Here is a 23,916-nt window from a genome sequence, read left to right as displayed (position 1 = left end):
TTGCCCGCCCCCGTCATATCCGTTCCGGCGACTTCTTGCCAAAGGCCCGCTTCAGCGGACGCCGTGGGCCCTCCCCCGTGTTTCAAAAAGCTACATCCCGGGCTTCATGCCCGCGGGCCAGAACGAGGAATTCCGGCGGCCTTCGCCGTCCAGGGCCCAACCGAGCCCCCAGCCGGCCAGCGAGAAGGCAAAGCCCACGAAGAAGGGCGGCAGCGCGGCCAGCGAAGGCCAGGGCATGGGCAGGATGGCGAACTGCGGGTGCGTCATGAGGTACCAGAGCATGCAGCTCACGAAGCCCGCAGCGCAGCTGCACCAGGCGGCCAGGCTGCTGCGCTTGCCGAAGCGCACCAGGGCCACATAGGCCACCAGTACCGTGGAGCCGACGATGCTCCAGCTGGTGGTGCAGAGCATGGCGATGATCTGTCCCTTGATCTGGGCACAGCCGCCGCTGAGCAGCACACAGAAGACGATGCCCGCGAACCACATGCCGCGCGAGGTCTTGCGGCCCGGCAGGTCTTCGGCGATGGCCGCCACGGCGATGTGGAAGATGGCCGTGGCCGTGGACAGGGAAGCCGAGACGATGGCCAGCACGAAGAGCTGCAGGCCGATGTCGGGCAGCAGCATCTTGACCAGGGCGGGCATGACGTCATCGGGCGAGGCCACTTCGGGCATGAACAGGCGGGCCAGGCTGGCCACATAGTAGGCGCCGCCCACCAGCACGGTCAGCACCAGCATGGCCAGCGGCGTGATGCGGTTGACCTGCCGGGCGGAGTTGAGGGCAAAATGGCGCTGGATCATCTGGGGCTGCGCCCAGACCGCCACGGACGTGACGATGACCAGCGAGATGATGAACCAGCCCTGTCCGCCGTCGGCCAGCGAGACGAAGCCGGTATTGGCCGTGGCGGTGGGCGCCAGTTCCGCCAGCCGGGCCATGCCTTCCACCGGGCCGCCCACCTTGTCGAACACGGCCACGGTGAGCATACAGATGCCCACCAGCATGACGAAGCCCTGCATGGCTTCGGTATAGAGCACGCCGCGCAGGCCGCCCATATAGATGGCCGCCGCCACCAGCAGGGCCACGATCCAGACCAGCAGCCAGACGGGCACGGGCATGATCTGGGCCAGGAGCAGGGCCGCCCCCTTGATGACGGCCGAGGCATAGACGCCCAGGAACACGGCGAAGATCAGGGCCAGACAGCGGCCCAGCAGGGGGCTGCGGTGGCCGTTGGCCAGCAGCTGCACCGGGGTGCGGGCCTGCAGGTTGCGTTGGCACAGGCGGGTGGGCCAGGCCAGATAACGATAGACGATCCAGGTCCCCAGCCAGACGTTACCGGCGGCCACCAGCAGCATCTGCATGCCGTAGGCATAGGCCAGACCGCCAAAGCCCACCAGGGCCACGGCGGAGATATAGGTAGCCACATAGGCAAAGGCCTGGATGCCGAAACCCACGCGGCCCGAAACCATGACATCATGCCCGCTGCCCTTGCGGGACAGCCAGATGAACAGGGCGATGTAGCCGCCCCAGATGAGGACATCGGCCAGCATCTAGCGCCCCCTTCCCTGACGGATCAGGCTGAAGAGGGAAAGCACCAGCGCGGCCAGCAGCGAAAGCACCGCCAGCAGCACCGGGGCGTCCGCCAGCCCCAGAACGGAAAACAGTTCCATACGCAACTCCGGTTACGGTCTGACGGGAACGGCAGGGAGCCGCCTCCCGAATATAGACAGTGTAGACAGAAGTGCTGTCCCGAGGCAAGTCCATTTTCCGTTTTTCGGCGGAAAGGCGATACTCTCCGGCCCCGGACCGGAAGGCGGAAAGGGGAGCTAAGCAGCCGGGGTCCATAAAAAAGGGCCCCGCAGGGCCCTTGGGTACGGAAGTCGGATGCGATCAGCGCTTCCAGGGCGTGATGGCGCACTTGATGCAGTCGTCCTGTCGCTGTTCGAAGATACGGTAGCCCTCCAGGATCTTGTTCAGGGGCAGGCTGTGGGTGATGAGCGGGTTGGTGTCGATGCGGCCGCGCTCGATAAGGCGGATCAGCTCCGCGCTGTGGGTGGCGTCCACACCGCCGGTACGGAAGGTCAGGTTCTTGCCGTACATCAGGTGCAGGGGCAGGTTCTGCGCTTCTTCATACATGGCCACCACAGCCACGGTGGCATTGGGGCGGGCCACTTTCCAGGCGGTCTGGAAGGTATCGTGCCCGCCCGCGCATTCGATGACCGCATCGGCGCCCAGACCGCCGGTGGCGTCGAGGATGCGCGCTTCCACGTCATCCGCGGCGGCGTCGATGGTCAAATCGGCATAACCGCGTTCCTGCGCCAGCTGCAGGCGGCTGGGCAGGATATCCACGGCGATGACCTGCGCGGGGCCGAACAGGCGTGCGCACTGCATGGCGCACAGGCCCACAGGTCCGGCCCCCAGCACGGCCACGCTGTCGCCGGGGCGGATAGCGGCCAGTTCCGTACCAAAGTAACCGCTGGCCAGCACGTCGCCCACCAGCAGCACGTCCTGATAGGACAGGGAATCGGGGATGGGGTCGAGGCCGTTGTCCGCAAAAGGCACGCGCACATACTCGGTCTGGCAGCCGTCGATGCGGCAGCCCAGCTCCCAGCCGCCGTGACGGCAGTTGTTGACGTAGCCCTGGCGGCAGAACCAGCAGGTACCGCAAAACGTTTCCACATTGGCGGCCACACGCTGGCCGGGGCGCACTTTGCGCACCTCGCTGCCCGTTGCCACCACTTCGCCCACGAATTCGTGCCCCAGCACCGTGCCGGGCAGGGCACGCGGTACCGCGCCGTTGCGGATATGCAGGTCACTGGCGCAGATGCTGGAAAGTTCCACTTTGACGATGGCGTCGCGCGGATCCTGTATCTGCGGCAGGGGACGTTCCTCCAGCCGCAGGTCGTTGGTACCGTGATAGACCAGTGCATGCATGGTTTCAGCCATAAGCCCCTCCTTGTGCGGACATGCAGCCGTCATATCCGTCCACTATGGCGGGCTTTGGGCAGTGTGTAAAGCGTTCCCGCCCGGCCTGTCCGGCCGGGCTTCATGGGACGGGCCGTCCCGCGGCATCAGGACTTGCGGATGAGCGTGGGCAGGTCGTCTTCCGTGGAGCAGAAGCGTTCCCAGCGGAAATCGCGGCGGTCTTCCAGCAGGCGGGGGACAAGGTCCGGCACATCGACGGGCCAGAAGCAGTCAGGGCGGGGGTGGTGCACGCCCGGTCGTCCGGCCTGCGGGCGGCAGGCAAGGATGGCTTGTCGCCATTGCGCCGGGATGGCCTCCAGACCGTACACGGCCCCCAGCAGGGCCCCGCAGATGGCGGCGTTGGTGTCCGTATCACCGCCGCGCCGCACGGTATCCACCACGCCTTCCTCCAGCGTGGGCGCGTGCAGCAGCTGCCACAGGGCATTGTGCAGGGCGATGCGGGCCCAGCCCATTTTGTGTACATAATCCGCAGGCGCTTCGTGCGGCGCCAGCTCCAGGATCTCGTACAGGCAGGGCTCAAGCCGCTGCCGCCGGGCAAGCCTGAGCAGCCAGGCGTACAGGTCCTGGGGAGAATCGCCGCTGCGGATGGCCTGCGCGATGAGGCAGGCATACAGGGCATTGGCCTGCTGGCAGACCGGGTGGGCATGGGTCAGGGCCGCATCCTGCTGCGCCCAGCGTGCCACGTCGTGCCAGTGGCGGGTGGCGCCGAAGATGCCCAGCGGGCTCACACGCATGAGAGCGCCGTTGGCCTGGCTGTCCGGGTCGGGATGCCCGCGCAGGCCCAGGGCGATGGTCCGGCCCATGTCGAAGGGGCCGCTCTCCAGCCAGAAAAGATAACGGCGGCGGGCTTCTTCGGCATCATATTCCACGGCTTCGGCCAGCAGACGAGCCAGCATGAGGGCCATTTCCGAGTCGTCCGTGGGTTGCCCGGCCAGGATGTTCCAGGTGCCGCCGTCTTCCAGCAGGCGGGGGCCGTCGGGATAGCGTTCGCGGATGGTGGCCGGGGAACAGAACTCCACCAGACCGCCCAGGGAATCCCCGGCGATCTGGCCCATGAGACAACCGGCGGCACGGTCGAACAGGGGATCGGTATGGCTGGGCATGGAACCTCCTTTTTTCAGCTCACAGATGGTGGGGAAAGGCCTGCGGGAGAGCATGTCCTTCCCCATTTCGAATGGAGATACCAGACCACCGTTCCATTTTGCGGAATGGAGCATGCCGCCCGCAGCTGTGCGAGGGATTTTGTCATCATCCCGTCACCCACATATTTTTTCTGAAAAGCAGATCGTACGCGTTCGTGTGGCTGCGGGCACAGCCCGGAGGCGGGCGCTGTGGCAAGATTGGCCTGCTCACGCTGATGCGGCCATTGGGGACGTGACAGCGGGGGACAACAGGCAGGCCGTCCTCGTGGAAGGCGGCCAAACAGGCAGGAGGGCAGGATGGACGGCAGCATGCAGATGGAGGCCACGCCCCGGGCGTGTCCCCAGCCGGGGAGATGGAAAGGCCGCACGGCTCTGGCGGGGGCCTCGCTGGCCTTTGTGCTGGGGGCAGCCCATTTTTTTCGCAGCGGGCAGCATGGCCTTGCTTGTGTTTGTCTGGTCTGGGCCGGGCTGCTCTGGCGGCCGGTGGCCTGGCTGCGGCGCAGTGCCGCGGTCTTTTTGCTGGGGCTGGCCGCGGAGTGGGGCATGACAACGCTGGCCCTGGCCCGCTGGCGTCTGCAACTGGGCCAGGACTGGCTGAGGATGGTCTGCATACTGGGTGCGGTGGCCGCGCTTACCCTGCTGGCGGCCGCAGCCCGGCGCAGTCGCGCCTGCCGCAGGGACGAGGTCTCCGGTCCCCGTGCCCAGGCGCTCGCCTGTCTGCTGGTCTCGGCCCTGCTGTTGCTGCTGGACGGGCTGCGGCCTGATCTTTTGCTGCTGCACCGGCTCGTACCGGGCTGGGGAGCGGTGCAGGCCCTGCTGGCCGGTTTGTGGGCGGGCCTCGTCTATGGCTGGCTTGCGGACAGGCGTCGGGCCCCCGTATGGCGGCGGCGCATCTGGCTGCTGTTTTCCTGCGTGTTTTTCGGGCAGCTGCTGGCGGGGCTTTTCCTGCACAGCCTGTTCCTTTTGCAGGGCGTGCCGCACCTGCCCGTGCCGGGACTCATCCTGTCCGGTCCGCTGTACCGGGGCGGGGGCTCGCTCTTCATGCCCGGCCTGTTCGCGGTCTCGCTGCTGCTGGCGGGCAGTGCCTGGTGCAGCCATTTGTGCTATCTGGGCGTCTGGGATGCCCGGGCGGCGGATGCCGGGCCCCGTAGCGGCCGGGGCGTGCCCGCGTTCTGGCGCAAGATGCGCTGGGGCCTGCTGGCCGTGAGCCTGCTCCTGCCTTTGGGGCTGCGCCTTGCCGGGCTGCCGTGGCCCTGGGCCCTGGTCCTTGCGCTGGCGCTGGGGCTGGCCCTGTTGCCCTGTGCCCTCTGGCTGAGCCGGAAGCTGGGCATCCCGGTGTATTGTTGCGGCATCTGCCCACTGGGGATGACGGCCAACCTGCTGGCGCATCTCTCCCCGTGGCGTCTGCGCCGGAACGGGCACTGCACGGGATGCGGGGCCTGTGCGCGGGTCTGTCGATACGGCGCCCTGCGCCTGGACGGGGACGGCAGGGTCGCCGGCCCGGACTGGCGCTGCACCCTGTGCCGGGACTGCATGTCCGTCTGCCGTCATAGGGCCCTGGAGATCCGTTGCTGCGGACAGGGCGGGGCGTGGGTGGAGCAGGCACTGCTCTGTTCGCTGAGCGTCCTGCATACGCTCTTTCTCTTCATGGGACGTGTCTGATGCCCTGAGGGCCCGGCAGCTCCCGTGACGTTCCCTGTGGCCGTTCCACGCGCAGAAAAAAAGGAGGACGACCGCTGTGGCCGTCCTCCCGTTTTGCGTCAGCAGGGATGGTTTACGGCAGCACCAGCTGAAAATCGGGACGGAAGCTGTCCAGCAGGGAGAGCAGTTCCTTCACCGGTGCGGCGTTCTGGAGCAGGCCCTGCTGCACGGCCTGTTCAGGCGTCAGGCGGCCTTCGAACAGGGCCATCATCTGAAGGCGGGTGCAGGTGAGCAGGGGGGCACGACGGTCACGATCCGCCCTGTGCGCCGTGAGCACGCTGTTGGCCAGATGCAGTTCCCAGCCTTCCTGCGTGTCTGTCAGGCGGATGAGCAGATCCAGCGTCTTGCCCTGGGCCCGGATTCCATCCAGACGCACGCCCAGATAGTCGAAGTACAGGGCCGCGGGCATGGCCCTGGCCTGCGTGTTGACGGGGCTGGCGGCATTGGCGGGCACGGCGGGCGGCAGGCCCCGCAGGTCGCGGGCGCCGCTCAGGTAAAAGTTGCGCCAGGGGGCGCTCTCGGCCTGATAGCCCAGCTGTTCCAGGGCATCGGCGGCCAGCTCGCGGGCGGCCTTGTTGTCCGGCTCGGCAAAGATCACGTGGTCGAGCACCTGGGCCACCCAGCGGTACTGACCGGCCTCAAAGTCCTTGCGGGCCCGCTTCAGGACGGCATCGGCACCGCCCATGTATTCCACATATTTGCGGGCGGCCTCCACCGGGGCCAGCATGTGCAGGTGCGCGGGGTTGCCGTCGAACCAGCCCAGATAATAGTTGTACACGGCCTTGGCATTGTGGTTGAGGCTGCCGTAATAGCCGCGCAGGCTGAAGACCCGCTGCAGTTCGGGAGGCAGACGCAGGGTCTCCGCGATCTCCAGCATGGTCTGGCCTTTATTGGCCAGATGCAGGGTCTGGTCATTGATGTAGCGGTACAGGTCCCGCATCAGGCCCAGCTCGGTACGCACCCGTTCCGCTCCCCAGACGGGCCAGTGGTGCATGCCGTACAGGACCTCCGCCTCGCCGCCCCAGCGCTGCAGGCTCTCGTCCAGGGCACGGCTCCAGCACAGGGGATCGCGCGCCTTGGCCCCGCGCAGGGTGTAGAGGTTGTGCATGGTGTGGGTGCAGTTCTCGGCGGCGGTCAGGGCCTTGAGCTCAGGGATGTACCAGTGCATCTCCGCCGGGGCCTCGGTGTTGGGTGCCAACTGGAAGATGAAGGTCAGGCCGTCCAGCTGCAGGGTCTCGCCATCCTTTTCGATGAGGTGGGTGGGCTCCAGCAGGCCCGACGTGCCGCGGGAGGTGGCCAGCCCCAGCCCGGCGCCCACATGCCCGCGCGGCGAGGGCGGCAGCAGGGAGCCGTACATGTACTGGGCCCGGCGGCTCATGGCATTGCCGGCCAGCACGTTCTCGGCCACGGCCGCTTCCATGAAGCCCCCGGGCGCGATGATCCGCACCTTGCCGGCGGCCACGTCCTTTTCATCTACCACGCCGTGCACGCCGCCGTAATGGTCCACATGGCTGTGGGAATAGATGACGGCCACCACCGGCTTGTGCGGCCGGTGGGCGTAATAGAGCTTGAGGGCCGCCGCGGCGTTCTCGGCGGAGATAAGCGGATCGACCACGATGATGCCGCTGTCGCCCTCGATGATGGTCATGTTGGAAAGGTCGGCATTGCGGATCTGGTAGAGGCGGTCCACGACCTTGTAGAGGCCGTCGCGCAGCACCAGCTGGCTTTGCCGCCACAGGGAAGGATTGACCGTATCCGGCGCCTGGGTGGGCATGATGACCGACGGCGGAAAATCGCGGCTCATGGCCGGGGCCAGAAAATCATAGGGGGCCAGGTTCCAGGTCTCGCGGCCGTTGGCTTCGAGGATGCGGCCCCTGTCCGGCAGGGGAGCCAGAAAGCCGCGCTGGGCATCCTGAAAATCCTGCCGGTCGGCAAAGTCCACTTCTTTGCTCATGGCCGCGTGGGCGGCGCGTGTGTGCTCCGTGGCCGGTTTGCTCATGTCCGCGGCATCTGGGGCAGGAGCCGCCCAGGCAACGCCGGGGCCGCAGGACAGCAGGGCGGCGCACAGGGCCGAAGTCAGCAAGGTACGCATGGGTTCCCTCCATCGGGGTATGCTCGGGAAAAGGCCGGCCACAGGAAGGCGGACCTTTGGAGAGATCCCGGCACGGGACGGGTCCGCTGCCGGATCTTTTGCCAGTATCGCGTCCGTCCCGGTCGAAGGCAAGCGGATTCCGGACTAGGGCATGCGGCCGGGACAGGCCGGGAACGGATAAAAAAGGCCGGAGAGGCTCCGGCCTTTGGGCATGCTTTGGGGGCGGGGCCACCCGCCGCAGGATCACATGCTGTGCTCGAAGTAGCGGGCCACTTCCGCGGGATCGGGACGACCGTCGGGGCCGTACTGGCTGAGGATGAGCATGAGCTTGAGGCGGGCCTTGGCGGCGCTCAGTTCTCCGGCCATGATGACGCCCATCTTGTGCTGTTGCAGCATGCCGCCCTCGTAGCCGTATTCGTCCAGCACGCGGCCGCCCGTGCGGGTGGCGTTGACCACGATGATCCCTTTCTCCAGGGCGCGCGAGATACCGGGGATCACATAGGGCGGCACGTTGCCGCGGCCGAAGCTTTCCACCACGATGCCGTCCACACCGCGCGAGACGGCAAAGTCCAGATAGGCGGCATCGGAACCGGTGACCAGCTTGATGAGGTCGACCTTTTTGCACAGGCTGTGGGGCAAAAAGGTCTGGCGGCCCAGCTGGGCCCTGCGGAAGATGACCCTGTCGCCGTCCACCACACCCAGGGGGCCCCACCAGGGGGACTGGAAGGTGGCCACGTTGGCGGCGTGGGTCTTGGTGACTTCGCGGGCGGCGTGGATCTGCTCGTTCATGACCACAAGGCTGCCCATGTTGCGGGCCGAGCGTGAGGCCGCCACGCGCACGGCCGCCAGGATGTTGCGCGGCCCGTCGGGGCTGAGCTCGTCACCGGAGCGCATGGCTGCCGTGAAACAGACAGGCTTGTGGCCTTCCAGGGAAAGATCGAGGAAATAGGCGCTTTCTTCCAGACTGTCCGTGCCGTGGGTGATGACGCCGCCGCTGACGTCGTCCATGGCCAGATACTGCCGGACCATGGCCGCCAGGCGGAACATGTGGTCAGGCGTGATGGCCGGGCTCGGCAGGTTGTCGAACTCGCGTACTTCCAGATCGCAGACGCTGCCCAGGCCGGGGATGGCCCGGACAAGGTCCGCACCGCTGACAGCGGGCACGGCCGCACCGGTCACGCTGTCATGCTGCATGGCGATGGTGCCGCCGGTAGTGATGATGACGACTTTTGACATGGGTGGTTCCGTATGTCTTGCATAAAAAAAGGGAAAAACAGCCGGCGTGCCGCCCCGGACGGCGGCAACGGGAGACTTGTACCCGACTTGCGAAGATTGCTCAAGGATATGGCGGGGAAAGGATATTTTTGTCCGGTGGCGGCTTTTGGGGTGTTTCCTTCCTTTACGCTGCATCTGTCCCGTGCCATTGGAACTCATTTACATGGTTTCGCCGCCGATTCCGCATTTTTTCAGTCCTTCTTTCGGGTAGCATCATGAACATGCATGAAAAGATCCTGGATAACCTGCAGGAGCTGGTCTACATCGCCGACATGGAGACCTACGAGCTGCTCTACTACAACAGGGCCCTGGCAGAAGAATTCCACATCCCCCAGAGATTGCATGGCAAATGTTACGAGATCCTGCAGGGACGGCGGGATCCCTGTCCTTTTTGTACCAACGGCAAGCTTTCCCAGGACGGCTGCTATGTATGGAAGTTCTACAACCAGCTTGTCGGACGCCATTTTTTGCTGAGCGACAGCATTTGCGAGTTCAACGGCAGGCAGGTCAGGACGGAGATCGCCTCGGACATCACGGAGCATGTGCTCCTGCAGGAACAGCTGGACAAGAATCTTTCCCTGCAGAACTTCATCAACCACTGCGCCCGCAAGCTGTACCGGCAGGATGCCGACCTGCCTTTCCTGATCGACGACGTGCTGGCCGCCATCGGCGAATATTTGCAGGCGGACAGGGCCTATATCTTTGAGTTCTCTGACGATGTCGTCCGCAATACATTTGAATGGTGTCGTGAGGGCGTCGTGCCGCAAAAGGAATTCCTGGCCAATGTCCCTGTGGGGGGCATTGCCCGCTGGATGCCCAACTTCTACGCCCACCAGCCCATTTTGACCACGGATGTGGAAAGCCTGCGTGAAAGCAGTCCTGAAGAATACGCCGTGCTCAAACGCCAGGACATCCACTCCCTGCTGGTGTTCCCGCTTTGGAACGGCAAGAGCCTGCGCGGTTTTGTGGGCGTGGACAACCTGGATCCCGAGCGTATCGATTCTTCCCGGGTGCTGCTGTCGTCCATGAAGTTTTTCCTCAGCTCCTCCCTGTGGCGGCGGGATTCGCTGAACGAGCTGCATTTCCTCAGCTACCACGACCAGCTGACCGGGGTGTTCAACCGCAATGCTTTCCAGCGCGACGTGCAGAAGCGGGATGCCGACATCGGCGTCATCTTCCTGGACATCAACGGCCTCAAGGACATCAATGACGGCGACGGCTACAGCGGCGGGGACGCCGTCCTGGCGGCGGTGAGCCGTTCGGTCCATGAGCTCCTGCCGGATACGGCCGTATACCGCATGGGCGGTGACGAATTTGTCCTGCTGTGGCAGGGAGGGGACGAATGGGAGTTCCGCAGGGATGTGGAGCGGGTGCGTTCCCTGTTTGCCGGGACGCTGGGCTTTACCGCCTCTGTAGGCTGCGCCTGGGTGCGCCGCGAAGACGATATAGGCGAAGGCCTGATCGCCGCCGATGCCCGGATGTTTGCCGCCAAGCGGGATTTTTACCGTTCGTCGCCCCAGAGCGGTCGTTACCGGAGCGGGCTGGACGACGTCCTCGACCTGGCCCGGCCCGGCCGTCTGGAAGAGCTGCTGGCCTCGGACAGCTTTACCCTGTATTGCCAGCCCCAGTTCCGGGTGGCGGATGGCGCGGTGGTCGGCGGCGAGATCCTGCTGCGCCTGATAAGCGAGGGCAAGGTCATCCCGCCCACGCAATTCATCCCCCTGCTGGAATCCCTGTACGCCATGCTGCAGGTGGACCTGCATGTGTTCGGCAAGGTCTGCGCCTGCCTGAAACGCTGGCGGGACGAGGGGCGGCCGCTGGTGCCCATGGCCGTGAATTTTTCCCGTACGACGCTGGCCTTTCCTGAAGTGGCCGACAGGCTGGAGGAGATCAGGCAAAAGTTCGACATCCCGGCCGAGCTGTTGCAGGTGGAGATCACGGAAACGGCCAGTACGGAGGATTACCGTACGTTCCAGAAGGTCGTGGACAGCATCCGGGCCAAAGGCTTCCGGGTGGCCATCGACGATTTCGGTGTGGCCTATGCCAATCTCATGACCCTGGCGCGTCTGGGCTTCGATGAGCTCAAGCTGGACAAGAGCCTGATGGATGACCTGTGCGGCAGCGACAAACGGCAGCGTCTGCTGCGTCTGGTCATCGAGGCTGCGGAGGATATGGGCATCCGTACCGTTGCCGAGGGCGTGGAGACCGAGGAACAGCTGGCTGTCCTGCGCAAACTGGGCTGTCCCAGGGCCCAGGGCTATCTGCTCAGCCAGCCGCTCCCGGTGGAACAGTTCGCCGCCCTGCTGTCCTGACAGGGAGCGCAAAAAAGCCGCCCGCAAAGGGTGGCTTTTTTATGGTCTTCAGCCAGTTGAACGCCCGGGGCGCGCAACGGCAAAACATCCTCGCAGCGGGGCGCTGTTGCGGGGATGACGGCAGCTGCATCTGCCGGGCCGTCGTCCCGTATTACGGCTGGGCCGTAGTTCCTCACAGGCCCAGACGCTTGCAAATGGCCTTCATGTCCACATTCTGGCGCACCACGTCGGCCAGGCGGTCCAGCGAGGCTTCCAGATCGCAGCGCACCAGCTGGCGGCCCTGCGGCTCCAGGCCCACGTCCTGCCGCACATGGTCGAGCCAGGCACGGCGGAAGGCGTCGTCATCGAACAGACCGTGCAGATAAGTGGCCCAGCGACGGCCGCTCACATAGCCGCAGATGCGTTCTTCCGGAGCGCCTTGGCCCTCGCGCACGAAAAGGGGCAGGGCCGACGGGCCGTGGCTGGTATGGCCGTGATGGATCTCGTAACCGCCGGTCATGACCGGCAGCGGCGTGGCGGCCCGGCGCACGCTGACCAGCGTCTTGTCCGCAGCAAAGGTGGATTCCAGATCCATGAGCCCGAGGCCGGGCACGGAAGGCGCGGCGGATTCCAGCCCCAGCGGATCGAGGATGGCGCGCCCCAGCATCTGGAGCCCGCCGCAGATGCCCAGCAGCCAGCCGTCCCGGGCGGCATGGCGGCAGATGAGCTCGGCCAGACCGTCGGCCCGCAGCGCGGCCAGGTCGGCGGCCACGCTCTTGGTACCGGGCAGGATGACCACATGAGGCTGCCCCCAGTCTTCGGCCCGGCGCACGGCCCGCAGGCGCACGTCCGGTTCGGCGGCCAGAGGCGTCATATCGGTGAAGTTGGACACATGCCGGGGCATGACCACGGCGATGTCGAGGATGCCGGGCGGGGGCGGTGTGGTGTCCGCCGCCTGCGACCAGGGGAAGCCCGCCATGTCTTCATCCGGGATGTTGATATTGCGCAGCCAGGGGATGACGCCCAGCACCGGGATGCCGGTGGCCTGCCGCACATAGGCATGGGCCGGTTCCAGAAAGGAAGCGTCGCCCCGGAACTTGTTGACGAGCCAGCCCGCCAGCAGGGAGCGCTCCTGCTGTTCCAGGGTCATCCAGGTGCCCAGCAGCGAGGCATAGACCCCGCCGCGGTCGATGTCGCCCACCAGCAGCACCGAGGCCTGCGCGTGGGCGGCCATGCGCATGTTGACGATGTCGTGCTGCTTGAGGTTCACCTCGCCTGGGCTGCCTGCCCCTTCCAGGACCATGACCTCGTGCCGGTCGGCCAGCGTGTCGTAGGCGTCGCGCACGGTCTGCCAGAGCCCGGCCTTGTAGCGGAAATATTCGCGGGCCTGCATGTGCCCCACGGGTTTGCCCAGGACGATGACCTGTGACCCGGTCTCCGAATGCGGTTTGAGCAGCACGGGATTCATGAGGGCTTCGGGATCGATGCGGGCCGCCTGGGCCTGGACGATCTGGGCGCGCCCCATCTCTTCGCCAAGGGCGGTCACCCCGGAGTTGAGGGACATGTTCTGGGCCTTGAACGGAGCCACGTCATAGCCGTCCTGACGCAGGATGCGGCAGAAGGCGGCGGCCAGGATGCTTTTGCCCGCATCGGAGGACGTGCCCTGCAGCATGAGGGCGGGACGCCGGGAGCGCGGGCGCGGCGGCACGGGCACGGACGGGTGCAGGATGCCGCGCAGGGCGTCGGCCAGCCGCTGATGGTCTTCTTCCAGCCGCACGGCGGCACGGAACCAGCTGCCGTCTTCCATGCCGCGATAATTGGAGCAGTCGCGCACGGCGATGCCGTATTCCCGCAGCAGGCGGGCATACAGGTCCGCCGGGGCCTGTTCACAGCGGAACAGCACATAGTTGGCCAGCGAGGGGAAGGCCGTGATGCCGGGTACGTCGCGCAGGCAGGCGCACAGATGTTCGCGGCGGCGGCGGTTCTCGTCCCGTGTCCGGTCGGCAAAGTCCGACGTATCCGCCAGCACGGCCTGTGCGGCGGCCAGGGCAAAGGCATTGACGCTCCAGGCGGGCAGCTGTCTGCGCCATCGCCGTGCCCGTTCCGCCCGTGTGACCATATAGCCCAGGCGCACGCCGGGCACGGCATGGAACTTGGTCAGGGAGCGCAGCAGCACGGCATTGTCCGGCAGCTGCGTGATGAGGGAAGAGACGTCGTCGGGGCCCGCATAGGCGGCAAAGGCTTCGTCGATGATCCAGAGCAGGTCGGGGCGGGCCTCCAGCAGACGGCGGCAGGAAGTGGGCGGCAGGAAAGATCCGGAAGGGTTGCCCGGATTGGCAAGCCAGACGGCTGCCCGGGCCGGGACGTCCGCCAGCAGGGAGAGCAGCTGCCGGAGCATGTCCTCGTCGCTGTCCCCGTCGCGGCGCACGCCGCAGTCCGGATGGCGTACCTTCAGCCCGGCCAGTCCGCAGGCTAGGGCGTATTCGCTGAAGGCCGGTTCGATCACGGCCGCGCAGGGAGTGCCGTCTTCCTTGAGGACACGGGCCAGCAGGTGGATGAGCTCGTTGGTGCCGTTACCGAACACGAAGCAGTCCGCAGGCAGGCCGTAGACGCGGGCGGCGGCCTCCATGGCCTCTTCCGCATGGGGGGAAGGATAGGCCGAGATATGGTCCAGGGCGCGACAAAGCGCCAGACGCAGGAATTCCGGTGCGCCTTCGGGACGGACGTTGACGCTGAAATCCAGCAGGCTGTTAGGGGCGCGCCCGGCCAGTGCGGCCATGCGCAGCCGGTCGCCGCCGTGTGCCTCAGGCTTCATGGGAGTCCTCCTCAAGGGTCGGTGACGGCATGGCCTTGCCGTGAAGGCCAAGAGCGGAAAGGATGCGGGCCGCGCAGTGCTCGGGACTGGTGCAACTGGTATCGATACGCAGCTCGCCGGGCAGGGGCGCGTGGATGTCCCGCGCCTGCCGGGCGGCATGGGGCCAATCCGGCGTGCGGTCGGTACGGCCCTTTTCCCGGCGTTCCAGTTCGCCCAGTTCGCAGCAGACCTGCACGGGCAGGACGGGGATACCCCGCAGGCGCCGCCACAGGTCGTCTATCCAGTCCGGGCGCTCACCCAGCACATGGTCCACGATGACCCATGCCCCGGCGTGCGCGGCTTCGGCCGTGGCCGCGTGCAGGATGGCGGTCAGGGGCAGGCCCGTGGCGGCCATGCCCTGCAGCAGGGCCCCCGGACGGCCGGGACAGGCCCGCAGCAGATCGTCCATGGACAGGATGATGCTGTGGCGGCCGTGGTCGGCCAGCAGCTTTTCTTGCAGGGCGCGGGCCAGGGTGCTCTTGCCCGCACTGGAGGGGCCGTTGAGCAGGATCACCTGTCCGGCAGGACTGTGGGGGGCAGGAGCGGCAGGGGCCGTTTCCATATCCATATTCCCGCCAGCGGCGGCATCGGCCAGACCGCCCCAGTAAAGATGCACATAGCCCGCCCGTACATTGCCGTGATGCACGCCCTCGGGACGGGTGCCCGTACGGTCCGTGACGTCGTAGAGGGGCGCATAAGGCCGGTGCAGCTCGATGTGCGACCAGTGGAACTCGTGGCCCCGGCAGGTCTCCAGAGGCAGGCCCAGGGGCGCGCCTCCCGTGAAGCGGACATCGCGGTAACCCAGCGAGCGCAGGCCCTGCCCCATGCGGGCCGTGGCCTCCAGCACGCCGCACATGGGCCAGACGCGGCACTCCCCATCCAGACCGTGCCCCTCGGCGGCGGCTTCCAGTCCGGCACACAGATACATGTAACCGCCGCACTCGGCGTAGATCTCGCCGCCCGCGGCGGCGAAGTTCCTGATGGCGCTACGCATGGCCGTATTGGCGGACAGTTGGGCGGCGAAGGCTTCCGGGTAGCCGCCGCCCAGATACAGGGCATCCGGCTGCGGCGGCAGGGCCGTATCCCGCAGGGGCGAGAAGGGGACGATCTCCCAGCCGCGGGCGCGCAGGGCGTCCTCGTTGGCGCGGTAATAAAAGCAAAACGCCTCGTCCCGGGCCACAGCCAGCCGCCGCTGCCGCTGTCTGGGGGCGGGCAGGGGCGGCCCCAGCGGCCGGGGCCGGCGCGTCAGAGCCAGCAGGCGGTCCAGATCCACATGATTTTCCGCCAGTTCCGCCAGACGGTCCGTCCACACCGTATCGCAGTCGCTTTCAGCCGCGGGCAGCAGGCCCAGCTGCCGTTCGGGGATGCGGCAAGCCTCGTGGCGGGGCAGGGCGCCCAGCAGGGGCGGCAGCCCGGCCTTTTCCAGCGCCTGACGCAGAATATCCGCATGGCGCGGGCTGCCGGCATTGTTGGCGATGACGCCCGCCAGCCGGACGCCATGACGTGCCGCCTGTTGCTGGAACCCCTCCACCAGCGCCGTCAGCGAGGCGGCCATGCCCCGCACGTTGACCACCAGCAGCACGGGCAGGTGCAACACACGGGCACAATCCAGCGTGCTGCCGGAAAGGTCGTCCGGGGAGCGGCCGTCCAGCAGGCCCATGACACCCTCGCAGACAGCGGCGTCGGCTCCCTGCACGGCGGCCCGCCACTGGGCGCGCACACCGGCCTCGCCCATCATCCAGGTATCCAGATTGCAGGCCGGGCGACCGGTAGCCAGCGCATGGAATGTGGGGTCGATGTAATCCGGCCCGCATTTGCAGCCCTGCACGGCAAGGCCCCGGCGGACAAGTGCCCGCATCAGGGCCACGGCCACGGCGGTCTTGCCCTCGCCGGAGCGGGGAGCGGCCAGACAAAAAGCGTGGAAGTCCCGCATCAGCGACCGTCCGCGGTGGACGCGGGGGCGTCCTTGTCCAGATATTTTTCCGCATAGCCGCGGGCTTCGAACAGCGCGCCCCGATCCGTGACCGTGCGTGCGCTGCCGATGAGCACCAGCGTGGACATATCCACGTCATCGGCGGGCAGGTCGGCCAGACGGCCGATCCAGCGCGTCTCTTCCGGGCGGCCGGCATGACGCACGAAGGCGCAGAGGATGTCACCGCCGCGGGCCTCGCGGAAGATGTCCAGGGCCTCGGCCAGCAGCCGGCGGCGCTTGCGCCCGGCAGGATTGTACAGGGTCACGGGCAGGGCCGACTGCGCCACGGCCCGCAGGTTGCGGCGCACTTCGTCAGCGGGCACCAGCAGGTCGGAGAGGCTGACCAGCGAAAAACCGTTCTGCAGGGGGGCCCCCAGCGCCGCAGCGGCCGTGCTGGCAGCCGTGATGCCGGGCAGCACCCGGATGGGCAGGTCGCGGAAGGCCTGTTCGCGGGCGCGCAGCTCGAACAGCAGCCCGGCCATGGCCAAAATGCCCGGGTCACCGGAGCAGACCATGCAGACCGTGGCCCCGGCAGCGGCAGCGGCCAGGGCGTCGCGGCAGCGTTCCACCTCGCCCTTCATGCCGGTCTCGATGAGGCGCTTGCCGTGGATGCGGTCGCGGATGAAATCCACATATTTGCTGTACCCGGCCACAGTATCGCAGCGGCGCAGGGCCGCATCCACTTCGGGCGTGAGCTGGGCAGGGTCGCCGGAGCCCAGGCCCACCACCAGCACCTCGCCGTGCGGGGACGAGGGGACCGCGGATGCCGTGGTAGCTGCCGGAGAGACCGCAGCAGGCGTGTCGTTTTCTTTCTCCGCTTCAGTCGGGCCGGTGATGGCCAGCCCGCCGGTGATGCGGGCCACGCGCCGGGTCAGACGGTCACCGGCATGATCCGGGCCGTCCAGCAGGCAGACGGCATGGCGGCCGCTCTCGGCGCAGCAGATGACGGCAGCGTCCCCGGTGGCGGCGGGCAGCAGGGGCAAGACCTGACGGGGCGTGCCCAGGATGATGTGGGCATCGAAGCGGGGCAGGGCATCAGCCAGAGCAGCGGCCATGTCGGCCACGGGCTGCGGGGCAGGCTGCTGGTCATCGGCCGGGCAGGCGGCGAAGATCACGGGAGCGGGGGCGTCGCCCTGCGCCAGTGCGGCGGCCAGCGTACGCGCCTGGGCCAGTCCCGCCGGGCTGGCGGCATAGAGGGCGCAGGTGCCGAGGAAGGCCTCGTCGGGCAGGCTGTTGCGGTAGCCGTGGGAAAAAGAGCCGTCGTACAGGCGCGAGACCGTCGCGGAAGCAGCCAGGGCACGGCCCACCAAAATAAGGGACTGCCGCCGGAAGCCAGCTTCTTCCACCTTGCGGGCCAGATCGGCCACCGTGCCGCGCACGACCTGCTCGTCAGGCCAGGAGGCGCGGTAGACGGCCGCGGCGGGCGTATCCGGCGCAAGACCGCCCGCATCCTGCAGTTCCGCCATCAGATCGGCCACCTTGCCCGTGCTGAGGAAAAAGGCCAGCGTGGCCCCCGTGCGGGCAAAAGCGGCGGCCTGCTCGCCAGCAGGCATGGGCGTGCGGCCGGGCGTGCGGGTCAGGATGACGCTCTGGGCCGTTTCCGGGCCGGTCAGCTCGCAGCCCAGGGCCGCGGCGGCGGCAAACACGCTGCTCACGCCGGGGGTGATGCGCACGGTGATGCCCCGTTTGGCCAGCCCCCGGATCTGTTCGTCGATGGCACCATAAAGGGCGGGATCACCGGTGTGCAGGCGCACCACGCGCTTGCCCGCCAGCGCGGCCTCGCTCATGACGGCCACCTGTTCCGCCAGATCCATGGAGGCACTGTCCCGGCAAAGGCAGTCCGGGCGGCAGTGGCGCAGCAGGGCAGGAGCCACCAGCGAACCGGCATAGACCACCAGATCGGCTTGCTGCAGGGCCCGCAGGCCGCGCACGGTGATAAGGTCTTCCGCACCGGGACCGGCGCCGACGATTTCCACAAAGGGCATGTTCATGGGCAAACTCACAGGGAGAGGTAAGGGGCTCCGGCCGCAGGGCGGTCAGGGCCTGTCGATGAAATAGCGCAGGCCGATGTCCGGGGCCTGTCCGTCAGAAGAAGTGTCTTCCGGGCTGTCGGTCGTGCCGTCGTCCGGGGGCGGCAGAGGGGCCGCCACCGTGCCGGGAGCGTGCCGCAGGCTTTCCTTGAACAGGAAGGTGCCGTCAAAGTCGAAGACCAGCAGATGCAGGGACGGCACGTCGGGAGCCCGGCGGGAAAAGTGTTCCAGGGTCGCCCGGGCCAGCCCATGCAGCACGGGCTGGCGCCCGGCTTCGGGGATGGAGAGCAGGGCCTCGCGCACGGACGCACTGTGATGCAGGGCCTCGTGCAGGGCGGTCTCTCCGGGCAGGCAGGCCTGCACCTGACGGCGCAGCAGGGCCATGTCCTGTTCCACCTGATGGGCGTGGGTGTTGGCGAAGCCCGCGGCATACTTGCAGAGCTTGCCCGCCATGCAGGCCACGACCACCTCCTGCATCCGGTGACGGGCGGCGATGCCCAGACTGTCGGCGATGAAATCCCCGATGCAGACGAAGGCGCTTTCCGGCCAGTGGGGCAGCTGGCGGCGGGCTCCCGCCTGGGTGCGGCCGCCGGTACAGAAGACCATCTCGCGGCCGCCGCTGCGTTGCCGGGCCCGTACGCACAGGCGCACGGTCTCCACATAGGCGGCGTGGCTGTAAGGCCGCACCAGACCCGTGCTGCCCAGGATGGAGATGCCGCCTTCCACGCCCAGCCGGGGATTGAGGGTGTGGCGGGCCAGCTCCGCGCCGTTCTCCACGCCCAGTTCCAGCAGCCAGCAGCCGTCGGTCATGCCCGCGCGGGCCAGGTTCTCGGCCAGCAGGCGACGCGGGCCGCCGGTGACGGCCCATTTGCCGGGCGGGCAGTCCAGGCCCTGCCGGGTGCAGCGGCCGATACCTTCCACGGCACGCAGGATGAGCACTGCTGCGCCTGCGTCGAGGCGATGGTCCTCCGGCCGGGCATCATCGGGCGCGCAGGCGGAAAGGCGGGCAAAGAGCACCGCACCATGCGTGCAGTCGGGGTCGTCGCCGCCGTCCTTGACCATCTCGGCCATGCGGCCCGGAGCGGGCGGCCGCATGGGCAGGAGGCGCTCCTTGCCGTCGCCGAACAGCACGGGCACCACGGCCGGTGGCGTGCCCGTCCGCAGGGACTGCCAGCAGGCCACGGCCAGCGCGGCCGCGCAGGCGCCGGTGGAATAGCCCCAGCGCAGGGACGTGTGGTCTTTGCGGCCCATGGCGGTCTAGGCGCTCTCCATGACGGCGTGCAGGGTGGTGACGGCCAGGGCGCTGCCGCCGCGACGGCCTTCCAGCACGATCTGGGGCACAGGGCAGCGGGCCAGGAGATCCTTGGATTCCACTACGTTGACGAAGCCCACGGGCATGCCCACCACCAGGGCCGGGCGGACGCCTTCTTCAAGGATATAGCGGGCGATGCGGGCCAGGGCCAAGGGTGCATTGCCGATGAGCACGATGCCGCCATCCAGCAGGGGACGGGCTTTTTCGGCGCTGCACAGGGCGCGGGTATGGCCTTCGGCGCGGGCCCGCTCCACCACATCGGGATCCGTGATGTAGCAGTGCAGGTCTTCAGGCCCGTAGCCCGGATGGAGCGTGCGCAGTTTGGGCAGGGACAGGCCGGAGCGCAGCATCTGGGAATCACAGAAGATGGGGGCCTTGCGGCGCAGGGCGGCCAGTCCGGCGGCCACCGGATCATGGCGGAAGACAAGGGTATCCGCGATGTGCATGTCCGCCGTGGTGTGGATAAGGCGGCGTGCCACGCGCCAGTGCGGGGCGGACAGGGTACGGTGCAGGTCGCATTCGGCTTCGATGCGGCGGAAGCTCTCCTGCTCGATCTCTGCGGGGCTCATGTTCCAGCGAATCGTTTCCATGGGATATCCTGCTGAACAGCAGTCAGAAAGGTCGGGAAAATCGCGACAAGAATGCAGAAAATCGGCGTGCTGTGCAAGAGGGGAAGTGGCGGGTCGGGGCGGCGCCGCCAGTCGTACAAGAAATGTTCGGGAAGGAAAGGCCTGTCTGATGGGGGACAGGCAGGCGTGCTGGCGCCGGCCTTTGGCAGACGGGCAAGAAGATATACGGCAGTGTGTCGTTATTCTTATGGAAGAGGGCGGGAAAGCTCTGCGATGATGCTTCCAGATTGGTGTACCGGATGGCCATCATGGTTCGGGATGGTGTAGCGGGGCAGGAGCGGGATAGCGCATGTGTCGTAAAACGGCCGTGACGCCGCAGCGGGTACGGCGTCACGGGGAAAACGGATGTACCTGGCTCCTATCTACAGCGAAGCCCCAAAGCGGAACGCCTGATCCAGAACAGGCTGCCCGGCCACGGCTCCGGCTTCGAACACACCGCCGGCCAGGACCTGTCCGCGATCTTGCCAGCCAAGGAAGCCCAGGAGCGCGTGGTAGTAATCCAGCACCGGTTTCCAGTTGTCAGCGCTATTGCCTTCGGCCGCCATGATGAGCGCGCACTCTTTGTGCGGATTGGCATAGCCGGGGAAGCATTCGGCCACGGCAAAAAGGCGGTCAAAAGCCGTTTTCAGCTGGCCGGAAAAGCCCCAGTAATACATGGGCGATGCCAGCACGACGATATCGGCTTCCCGGTAGGCGGGGTAGATGAGCCCCATATCGTCCTTTTGCACGCAGGGGCTTGCGGGGTCCTTACCGCCCTTCACACAGCCCAGACAGCCGTGGATATCCAGCTTGTGGAGGTCGAACCGGGTCACCTGATGGCCCGCGCTCCGGGCACCGGCGCTCAAAGCATCACACAGCATGGCCGTATTGCCCTTGCTGCGGGGACTTCCGTTGAGAATAAGGATTTTCTTGCTCATGGTGTTCCCTCCTGTACCGCATAGGCGGCACTGTGGTTGTATTGATGGTGGGCATGGCTCTACGCGTATCCTGTCGGGGCAGGCCGGACCGTGCCTTTGGCGTCTGCCGTGGCTGAAGTCGCTGTCCGGGCTCGCTGGCGAGGAAGGGCGGTCATGCCTTTGTTTTCTTTCGGCGGACGGATGATCGCTGTCGTGTCCGTATGCATATTTTTGTAATGATCACTAATAAAATGTCAATACCCTTGTCGCACCTGCTGCCCAGGGACAGCCGGCAGGAAAAGTGGCAACAGGACTAAGACGTACGGACAGCGGGAAGAAGGAGCAGGTCTGGCGGGCCTATGGGAGGCGCGGCGGCAGCATGCGGACGGCGTGGGCCGCGATGGCTTTGAGCTCGGACTGGAAGAGCCCGTCCCGGGCCTGCAGGGACAGGCCTTCGAGCAGGGTGTTCAGCGCACCGGCCAGAGCCGGGACATCGGTATCCGGGGGGATTTGCTTGTCGCGTATGGCCCGGCGGAGCCTTTCGGCAAACATCTGCTTGGTGGCCAGGCGGAGCTGGCGGACGGTCTCGATGATCTCTTTCTCGTCCGCCGCGATGTTCACGGCCGCCAGGACCACCATGCAGCCGCAGGGCGTTTCCGGCGAAAGCAGGATTTGTGCGGCTTCCTGGAAAAAATCCTCGACCGCCGCATAGATGTCGGGAGCGGCCAGAAAGCGTTGGGCCGGGGCCTCCCAGTAGGTCTGCTCGTAATGGCGCAGGGCTTCCAGAAAGAGCGTGGCCTTGTTGCCGAACGTGGCGTAGAGGCTGGGGGGATTGATCTTCATGGCCTTGCACAGGGATGCCACAGAGGCCGGGGCGTAGCCCTGCTGCCAAAAGACCTCCAGCGCACGGTGCAGGGCCAGGCCCCGATCGAAGGCACGCGGGCGGCCTTTGCCGCGCGCTGCGGCATCAGAGGTACGGTTCGTCGGCATGGGCATTCCTTTGCTTGGTTGTCTGGGATGATGTGTAGGCCAGGGGGCAAAAAAATTCAAATGCTCTTTGCGGACAAGGCAAGTGCGGGGAAATTTTTTATAGTCTGCGCTAAATAAATACCCCGCAAAATCGTTCATGACAGATGGACGCCCCACACCACTCTACGGCAGCAGACATTCCCGCATTTCGGGCTGCTGCTGGCGGCAGCGCAGAAGATTGGCGCGCACCGCCTGCTCCGAACGGTTGGCGTAGCAATAGACGCAGAAGTGCGGGCAGCTGTCATAGGCGCCGATGTCCTTGCTGGGGATGCAGCCGCAGGCCGTGCGCTGGCCCGTATCCTTGGACGCGCTGGCGGCCGTCTCCATGCCGGGCAGGAGGGAGAGCTGCCGGCGGGGTGCCAGCTCGGCCTGCACCAGCGCATCCTGCGGGCACAGGCGGCGGATGAGGACATCATCGATACATTTGTTTTTATGGATGCCCAGGGCACTCAGGTCGATGCCTTCGGCGCAGGTGGCCAGCTCCAGCCGGTGCGGCCAGCCGGCGTTCAGGGTCGCGATGCCCCGGGCCAGCTCCCGCATCTCGTCCACCGTGGGCGCGCGGTAGGCCGGATCGAGCCTTTGCAGGGCAGCGGCGGTCTTGCGGTACATGTCCACGAAGCTGAAGACGAGCTTTTCCGTATAGGGGGAAAGCTCACGCCCCAGCCGGTCGATACGTTCCAGCAGGGCATCCGTACTCAGGCGGCCGCCCACGATGAGGGGATCGCAACGCCAGATGACCCGCTGCGGGCCGATGGTGTCCGCCAGCCGCTTGAATGTCTCCAGACGGCGGCACAGGGAGGGCAGGCCGGGCTCCAGCCCCTCGGCCTCGTAGGCATTGAGGGTGTATTGGAAGTAGAATTGCCGCCCTGTGGCCGCGATCTCCGCCAGATGCGGCAGGAAGGGCGCGGGATGCTTGCTCCAGAAGACGAAAACACGCGTGCGCGCAAAGGAGATGAGGCTCTCCTGACGGCTATTGAAGGGATTGCGCCGACGGCAAAAGCCCGCCCGCAGCCGGGCCATGAACCACTCCCCGTGGAAGGCGGGGATGTCCGTGGCCCGGCTGGCGGAGATGACGAGGGGGGAGTGGAGGGGGAGGAGCATAAAAAACGGAAAAGGAGTGCGTCTTGGACTGCTTTTGTTTGTGTTTTGAGTGAAAACGGGGACTTTTGAAAGTCAGGCTGCTCGACAGGCAGGCGTGCGGCAGCGTGGCCATTTGCTGGTGGCCACGCCGCCGGTACTGAGCCATAAGTATATCGAGGTCCTTCTGACGTTAGTACGAAAGCCGCTCTTCGGTCATCTTCTGAGCTGTTCGGTTTTTGCCCGGGTTGTATATGCTCAGTCTATCTGCTCTTCAGAATTGGCCAAAACGTCGTTTCCCGCGGACAACGGTGGTTCTCGCTATTTGTGAAACCGCTTGAACATGCCGGTGAGTTTGGCGTCTATGGCCTGAATGGGGGGAGAAAGGAGTACGAAGGAAAACTTTGGCGAGCAGTAAATGCAGATTATTTTATGAGTGAAGCATAAAGGCTGAGCAAAGCCATGGCAAGAGAAATAAGAAAGATGAAATGATTTTGATCATCACAGGTTACATCTCGAAAATAAGAGGATGTCCGGCATGTTTTTTGATTTTAAAAGGTGTGGTAATCTCGTCCCATGAAACAAACAGATTTTCGTGATGTGCCTGATGAGCTGTGGGAACGTATCGAGCCTCTC

At 66.2% G+C, this 23,916-nt stretch carries 15 protein-coding genes; 2 read left to right on the top strand and 13 right to left on the bottom strand.

The genetic code is table 11. The features are described from left to right. Window positions 1-90: 90 nt before the first annotated feature. The 3 genes from HF854_RS00780 to HF854_RS00770 all read right to left on the bottom strand — a co-directional run bounded on the left by HF854_RS00780 (window position 91) and on the right by HF854_RS00770 (window position 4,083). The gene (locus HF854_RS00780) at window positions 91-1,545 is read right to left on the bottom strand and encodes a sodium:solute symporter family protein (RefSeq protein ID WP_168934578.1); all 1,455 of its coding nucleotides are present in this window, start codon (window positions 1,543-1,545) and stop codon (window positions 91-93) included. A 340-nt stretch (window positions 1,546-1,885) separates the two neighbouring features. Beyond that, complete coding sequence (locus HF854_RS00775) at window positions 1,886-2,941, bottom strand: alcohol dehydrogenase (RefSeq protein WP_168934577.1); 1,056 nt, start codon at window positions 2,939-2,941, stop codon at window positions 1,886-1,888. Between the two features lie 125 nt (window positions 2,942-3,066). After that, window positions 3,067-4,083, bottom strand: coding sequence for an ADP-ribosylglycohydrolase family protein (locus HF854_RS00770; RefSeq protein WP_168934576.1), 1,017 nt, complete (start codon window positions 4,081-4,083; stop codon window positions 3,067-3,069). A 336-nt stretch (window positions 4,084-4,419) separates the two neighbouring features. Here HF854_RS00770 and HF854_RS00765 point away from each other — a divergent pair, with 336 nt between their 5' ends. Then, window positions 4,420-5,784, top strand: coding sequence for a 4Fe-4S dicluster domain-containing protein (locus HF854_RS00765; protein WP_240937620.1), 1,365 nt, complete (start codon window positions 4,420-4,422; stop codon window positions 5,782-5,784). Window positions 5,785-5,896: 112 nt separating this feature from the next. On the opposite strand, the gene HF854_RS00760 is transcribed toward HF854_RS00765, so the two are convergent. Both HF854_RS00760 and HF854_RS00755 read right to left on the bottom strand, forming a co-directional pair. Then, a complete protein-coding gene (locus HF854_RS00760; RefSeq protein WP_168934575.1) occupies window positions 5,897-7,915 on the bottom strand; it encodes an alkyl/aryl-sulfatase in 2,019 nt (672 codons plus the stop codon). A 243-nt stretch (window positions 7,916-8,158) separates the two neighbouring features. Then, window positions 8,159-9,151, bottom strand: a complete 993-nt coding sequence (locus HF854_RS00755; RefSeq protein WP_168934574.1) for an asparaginase — start codon at window positions 9,149-9,151, stop codon at window positions 8,159-8,161. A gap of 254 nt (window positions 9,152-9,405) precedes the next feature. On the opposite strand from HF854_RS00755, the gene HF854_RS00750 reads away from it, so the two are divergent. Next, on the top strand, window positions 9,406-11,502 hold the full coding sequence (locus tag HF854_RS00750; protein WP_168934573.1) for a putative bifunctional diguanylate cyclase/phosphodiesterase: 2,097 nt from the start codon (window positions 9,406-9,408) through the stop codon (window positions 11,500-11,502). A 172-nt stretch (window positions 11,503-11,674) separates the two neighbouring features. Here the strand turns inward: HF854_RS00750 and HF854_RS00745 are convergent, their stop codons facing one another. The 8 genes from HF854_RS00745 to HF854_RS00710 all read right to left on the bottom strand — a co-directional run bounded on the left by HF854_RS00745 (window position 11,675) and on the right by HF854_RS00710 (window position 23,304). Next, a complete protein-coding gene (locus HF854_RS00745) occupies window positions 11,675-14,296 on the bottom strand; it encodes a cobyric acid synthase (protein ID WP_168934572.1) in 2,622 nt (873 codons plus the stop codon). Then, the gene (locus HF854_RS00740; protein WP_168934571.1) at window positions 14,286-16,268 is read right to left on the bottom strand and encodes a cobyrinic acid a,c-diamide synthase CobB; all 1,983 of its coding nucleotides are present in this window, start codon (window positions 16,266-16,268) and stop codon (window positions 14,286-14,288) included. The genes HF854_RS00745 and HF854_RS00740 overlap by 11 nt, the downstream gene beginning before the upstream one ends. Next, the gene (gene cobM, locus HF854_RS00735) at window positions 16,268-18,298 is read right to left on the bottom strand and encodes a precorrin-4 C(11)-methyltransferase (protein WP_168934570.1); all 2,031 of its coding nucleotides are present in this window, start codon (window positions 18,296-18,298) and stop codon (window positions 16,268-16,270) included. Before cobM ends, HF854_RS00740 begins: the two co-directional genes overlap by 1 nt. Before the next feature lie 45 nt (window positions 18,299-18,343). Then, on the bottom strand, window positions 18,344-19,588 hold the full coding sequence (cbiD, locus tag HF854_RS00730) for a cobalt-precorrin-5B (C(1))-methyltransferase CbiD (RefSeq protein WP_168934569.1): 1,245 nt from the start codon (window positions 19,586-19,588) through the stop codon (window positions 18,344-18,346). 6 nt (window positions 19,589-19,594) lie between these two features. Continuing rightward, complete coding sequence (locus tag HF854_RS00725; protein WP_168934568.1) at window positions 19,595-20,239, bottom strand: precorrin-8X methylmutase; 645 nt, start codon at window positions 20,237-20,239, stop codon at window positions 19,595-19,597. Between the two features lie 401 nt (window positions 20,240-20,640). Beyond that, entirely contained in the window at window positions 20,641-21,195 is a 555-nt protein-coding gene (locus HF854_RS00720) for a flavodoxin family protein (protein ID WP_168934567.1), read from the bottom strand. Between the two features lie 336 nt (window positions 21,196-21,531). Beyond that, the gene (locus HF854_RS00715) at window positions 21,532-22,164 is read right to left on the bottom strand and encodes a TetR/AcrR family transcriptional regulator (RefSeq protein ID WP_239465067.1); all 633 of its coding nucleotides are present in this window, start codon (window positions 22,162-22,164) and stop codon (window positions 21,532-21,534) included. A 162-nt stretch (window positions 22,165-22,326) separates the two neighbouring features. Then, a complete protein-coding gene (locus HF854_RS00710) occupies window positions 22,327-23,304 on the bottom strand; it encodes a DUF1848 domain-containing protein (protein WP_168934565.1) in 978 nt (325 codons plus the stop codon). Window positions 23,305-23,916 lie beyond the last annotated feature (612 nt).

Source organism: Desulfovibrio piger (assembly GCF_012843875.1).
GTDB lineage: Bacteria > Desulfobacterota > Desulfovibrionia > Desulfovibrionales > Desulfovibrionaceae > Desulfovibrio.
The sequence above is the reverse complement of the archived record's forward strand: the minus strand, read 5'-3'. Positions and strand labels throughout refer to the sequence as shown.

Coding starts and splice junctions, on each gene's coding strand:
- HF854_RS00720 (WP_168934567.1), bottom strand. CDS start 21,195: ATGAGCAAGAAAATCCTTATTCTCAACGGAAGTCCCCGCAGCAAGGGC.
- HF854_RS00725 (WP_168934568.1), bottom strand. CDS start 20,239: ATGGAAACGATTCGCTGGAACATGAGCCCCGCAGAGATCGAGCAGGAG.
- HF854_RS00710 (WP_168934565.1), bottom strand. CDS start 23,304: ATGCTCCTCCCCCTCCACTCCCCCCTCGTCATCTCCGCCAGCCGGGCC.
- HF854_RS00715 (WP_239465067.1), bottom strand. CDS start 22,164: ATGCCGACGAACCGTACCTCTGATGCCGCAGCGCGCGGCAAAGGCCGC.
- HF854_RS00775 (WP_168934577.1), bottom strand. CDS start 2,941: ATGGCTGAAACCATGCATGCACTGGTCTATCACGGTACCAACGACCTG.
- HF854_RS00765 (WP_240937620.1), top strand. CDS start 4,420: ATGGACGGCAGCATGCAGATGGAGGCCACGCCCCGGGCGTGTCCCCAG.
- HF854_RS00745 (WP_168934572.1), bottom strand. CDS start 14,296: ATGAAGCCTGAGGCACACGGCGGCGACCGGCTGCGCATGGCCGCACTG.
- cbiD (WP_168934569.1), bottom strand. CDS start 19,588: ATGGGCCGCAAAGACCACACGTCCCTGCGCTGGGGCTATTCCACCGGC.
- HF854_RS00760 (WP_168934575.1), bottom strand. CDS start 7,915: ATGCGTACCTTGCTGACTTCGGCCCTGTGCGCCGCCCTGCTGTCCTGC.
- HF854_RS00755 (WP_168934574.1), bottom strand. CDS start 9,151: ATGTCAAAAGTCGTCATCATCACTACCGGCGGCACCATCGCCATGCAG.
- cobM (WP_168934570.1), bottom strand. CDS start 18,298: ATGAACATGCCCTTTGTGGAAATCGTCGGCGCCGGTCCCGGTGCGGAA.
- HF854_RS00780 (WP_168934578.1), bottom strand. CDS start 1,545: ATGCTGGCCGATGTCCTCATCTGGGGCGGCTACATCGCCCTGTTCATC.
- HF854_RS00770 (WP_168934576.1), bottom strand. CDS start 4,083: ATGCCCAGCCATACCGATCCCCTGTTCGACCGTGCCGCCGGTTGTCTC.
- HF854_RS00740 (WP_168934571.1), bottom strand. CDS start 16,268: ATGCGGGACTTCCACGCTTTTTGTCTGGCCGCTCCCCGCTCCGGCGAG.
- HF854_RS00750 (WP_168934573.1), top strand. CDS start 9,406: ATGAACATGCATGAAAAGATCCTGGATAACCTGCAGGAGCTGGTCTAC.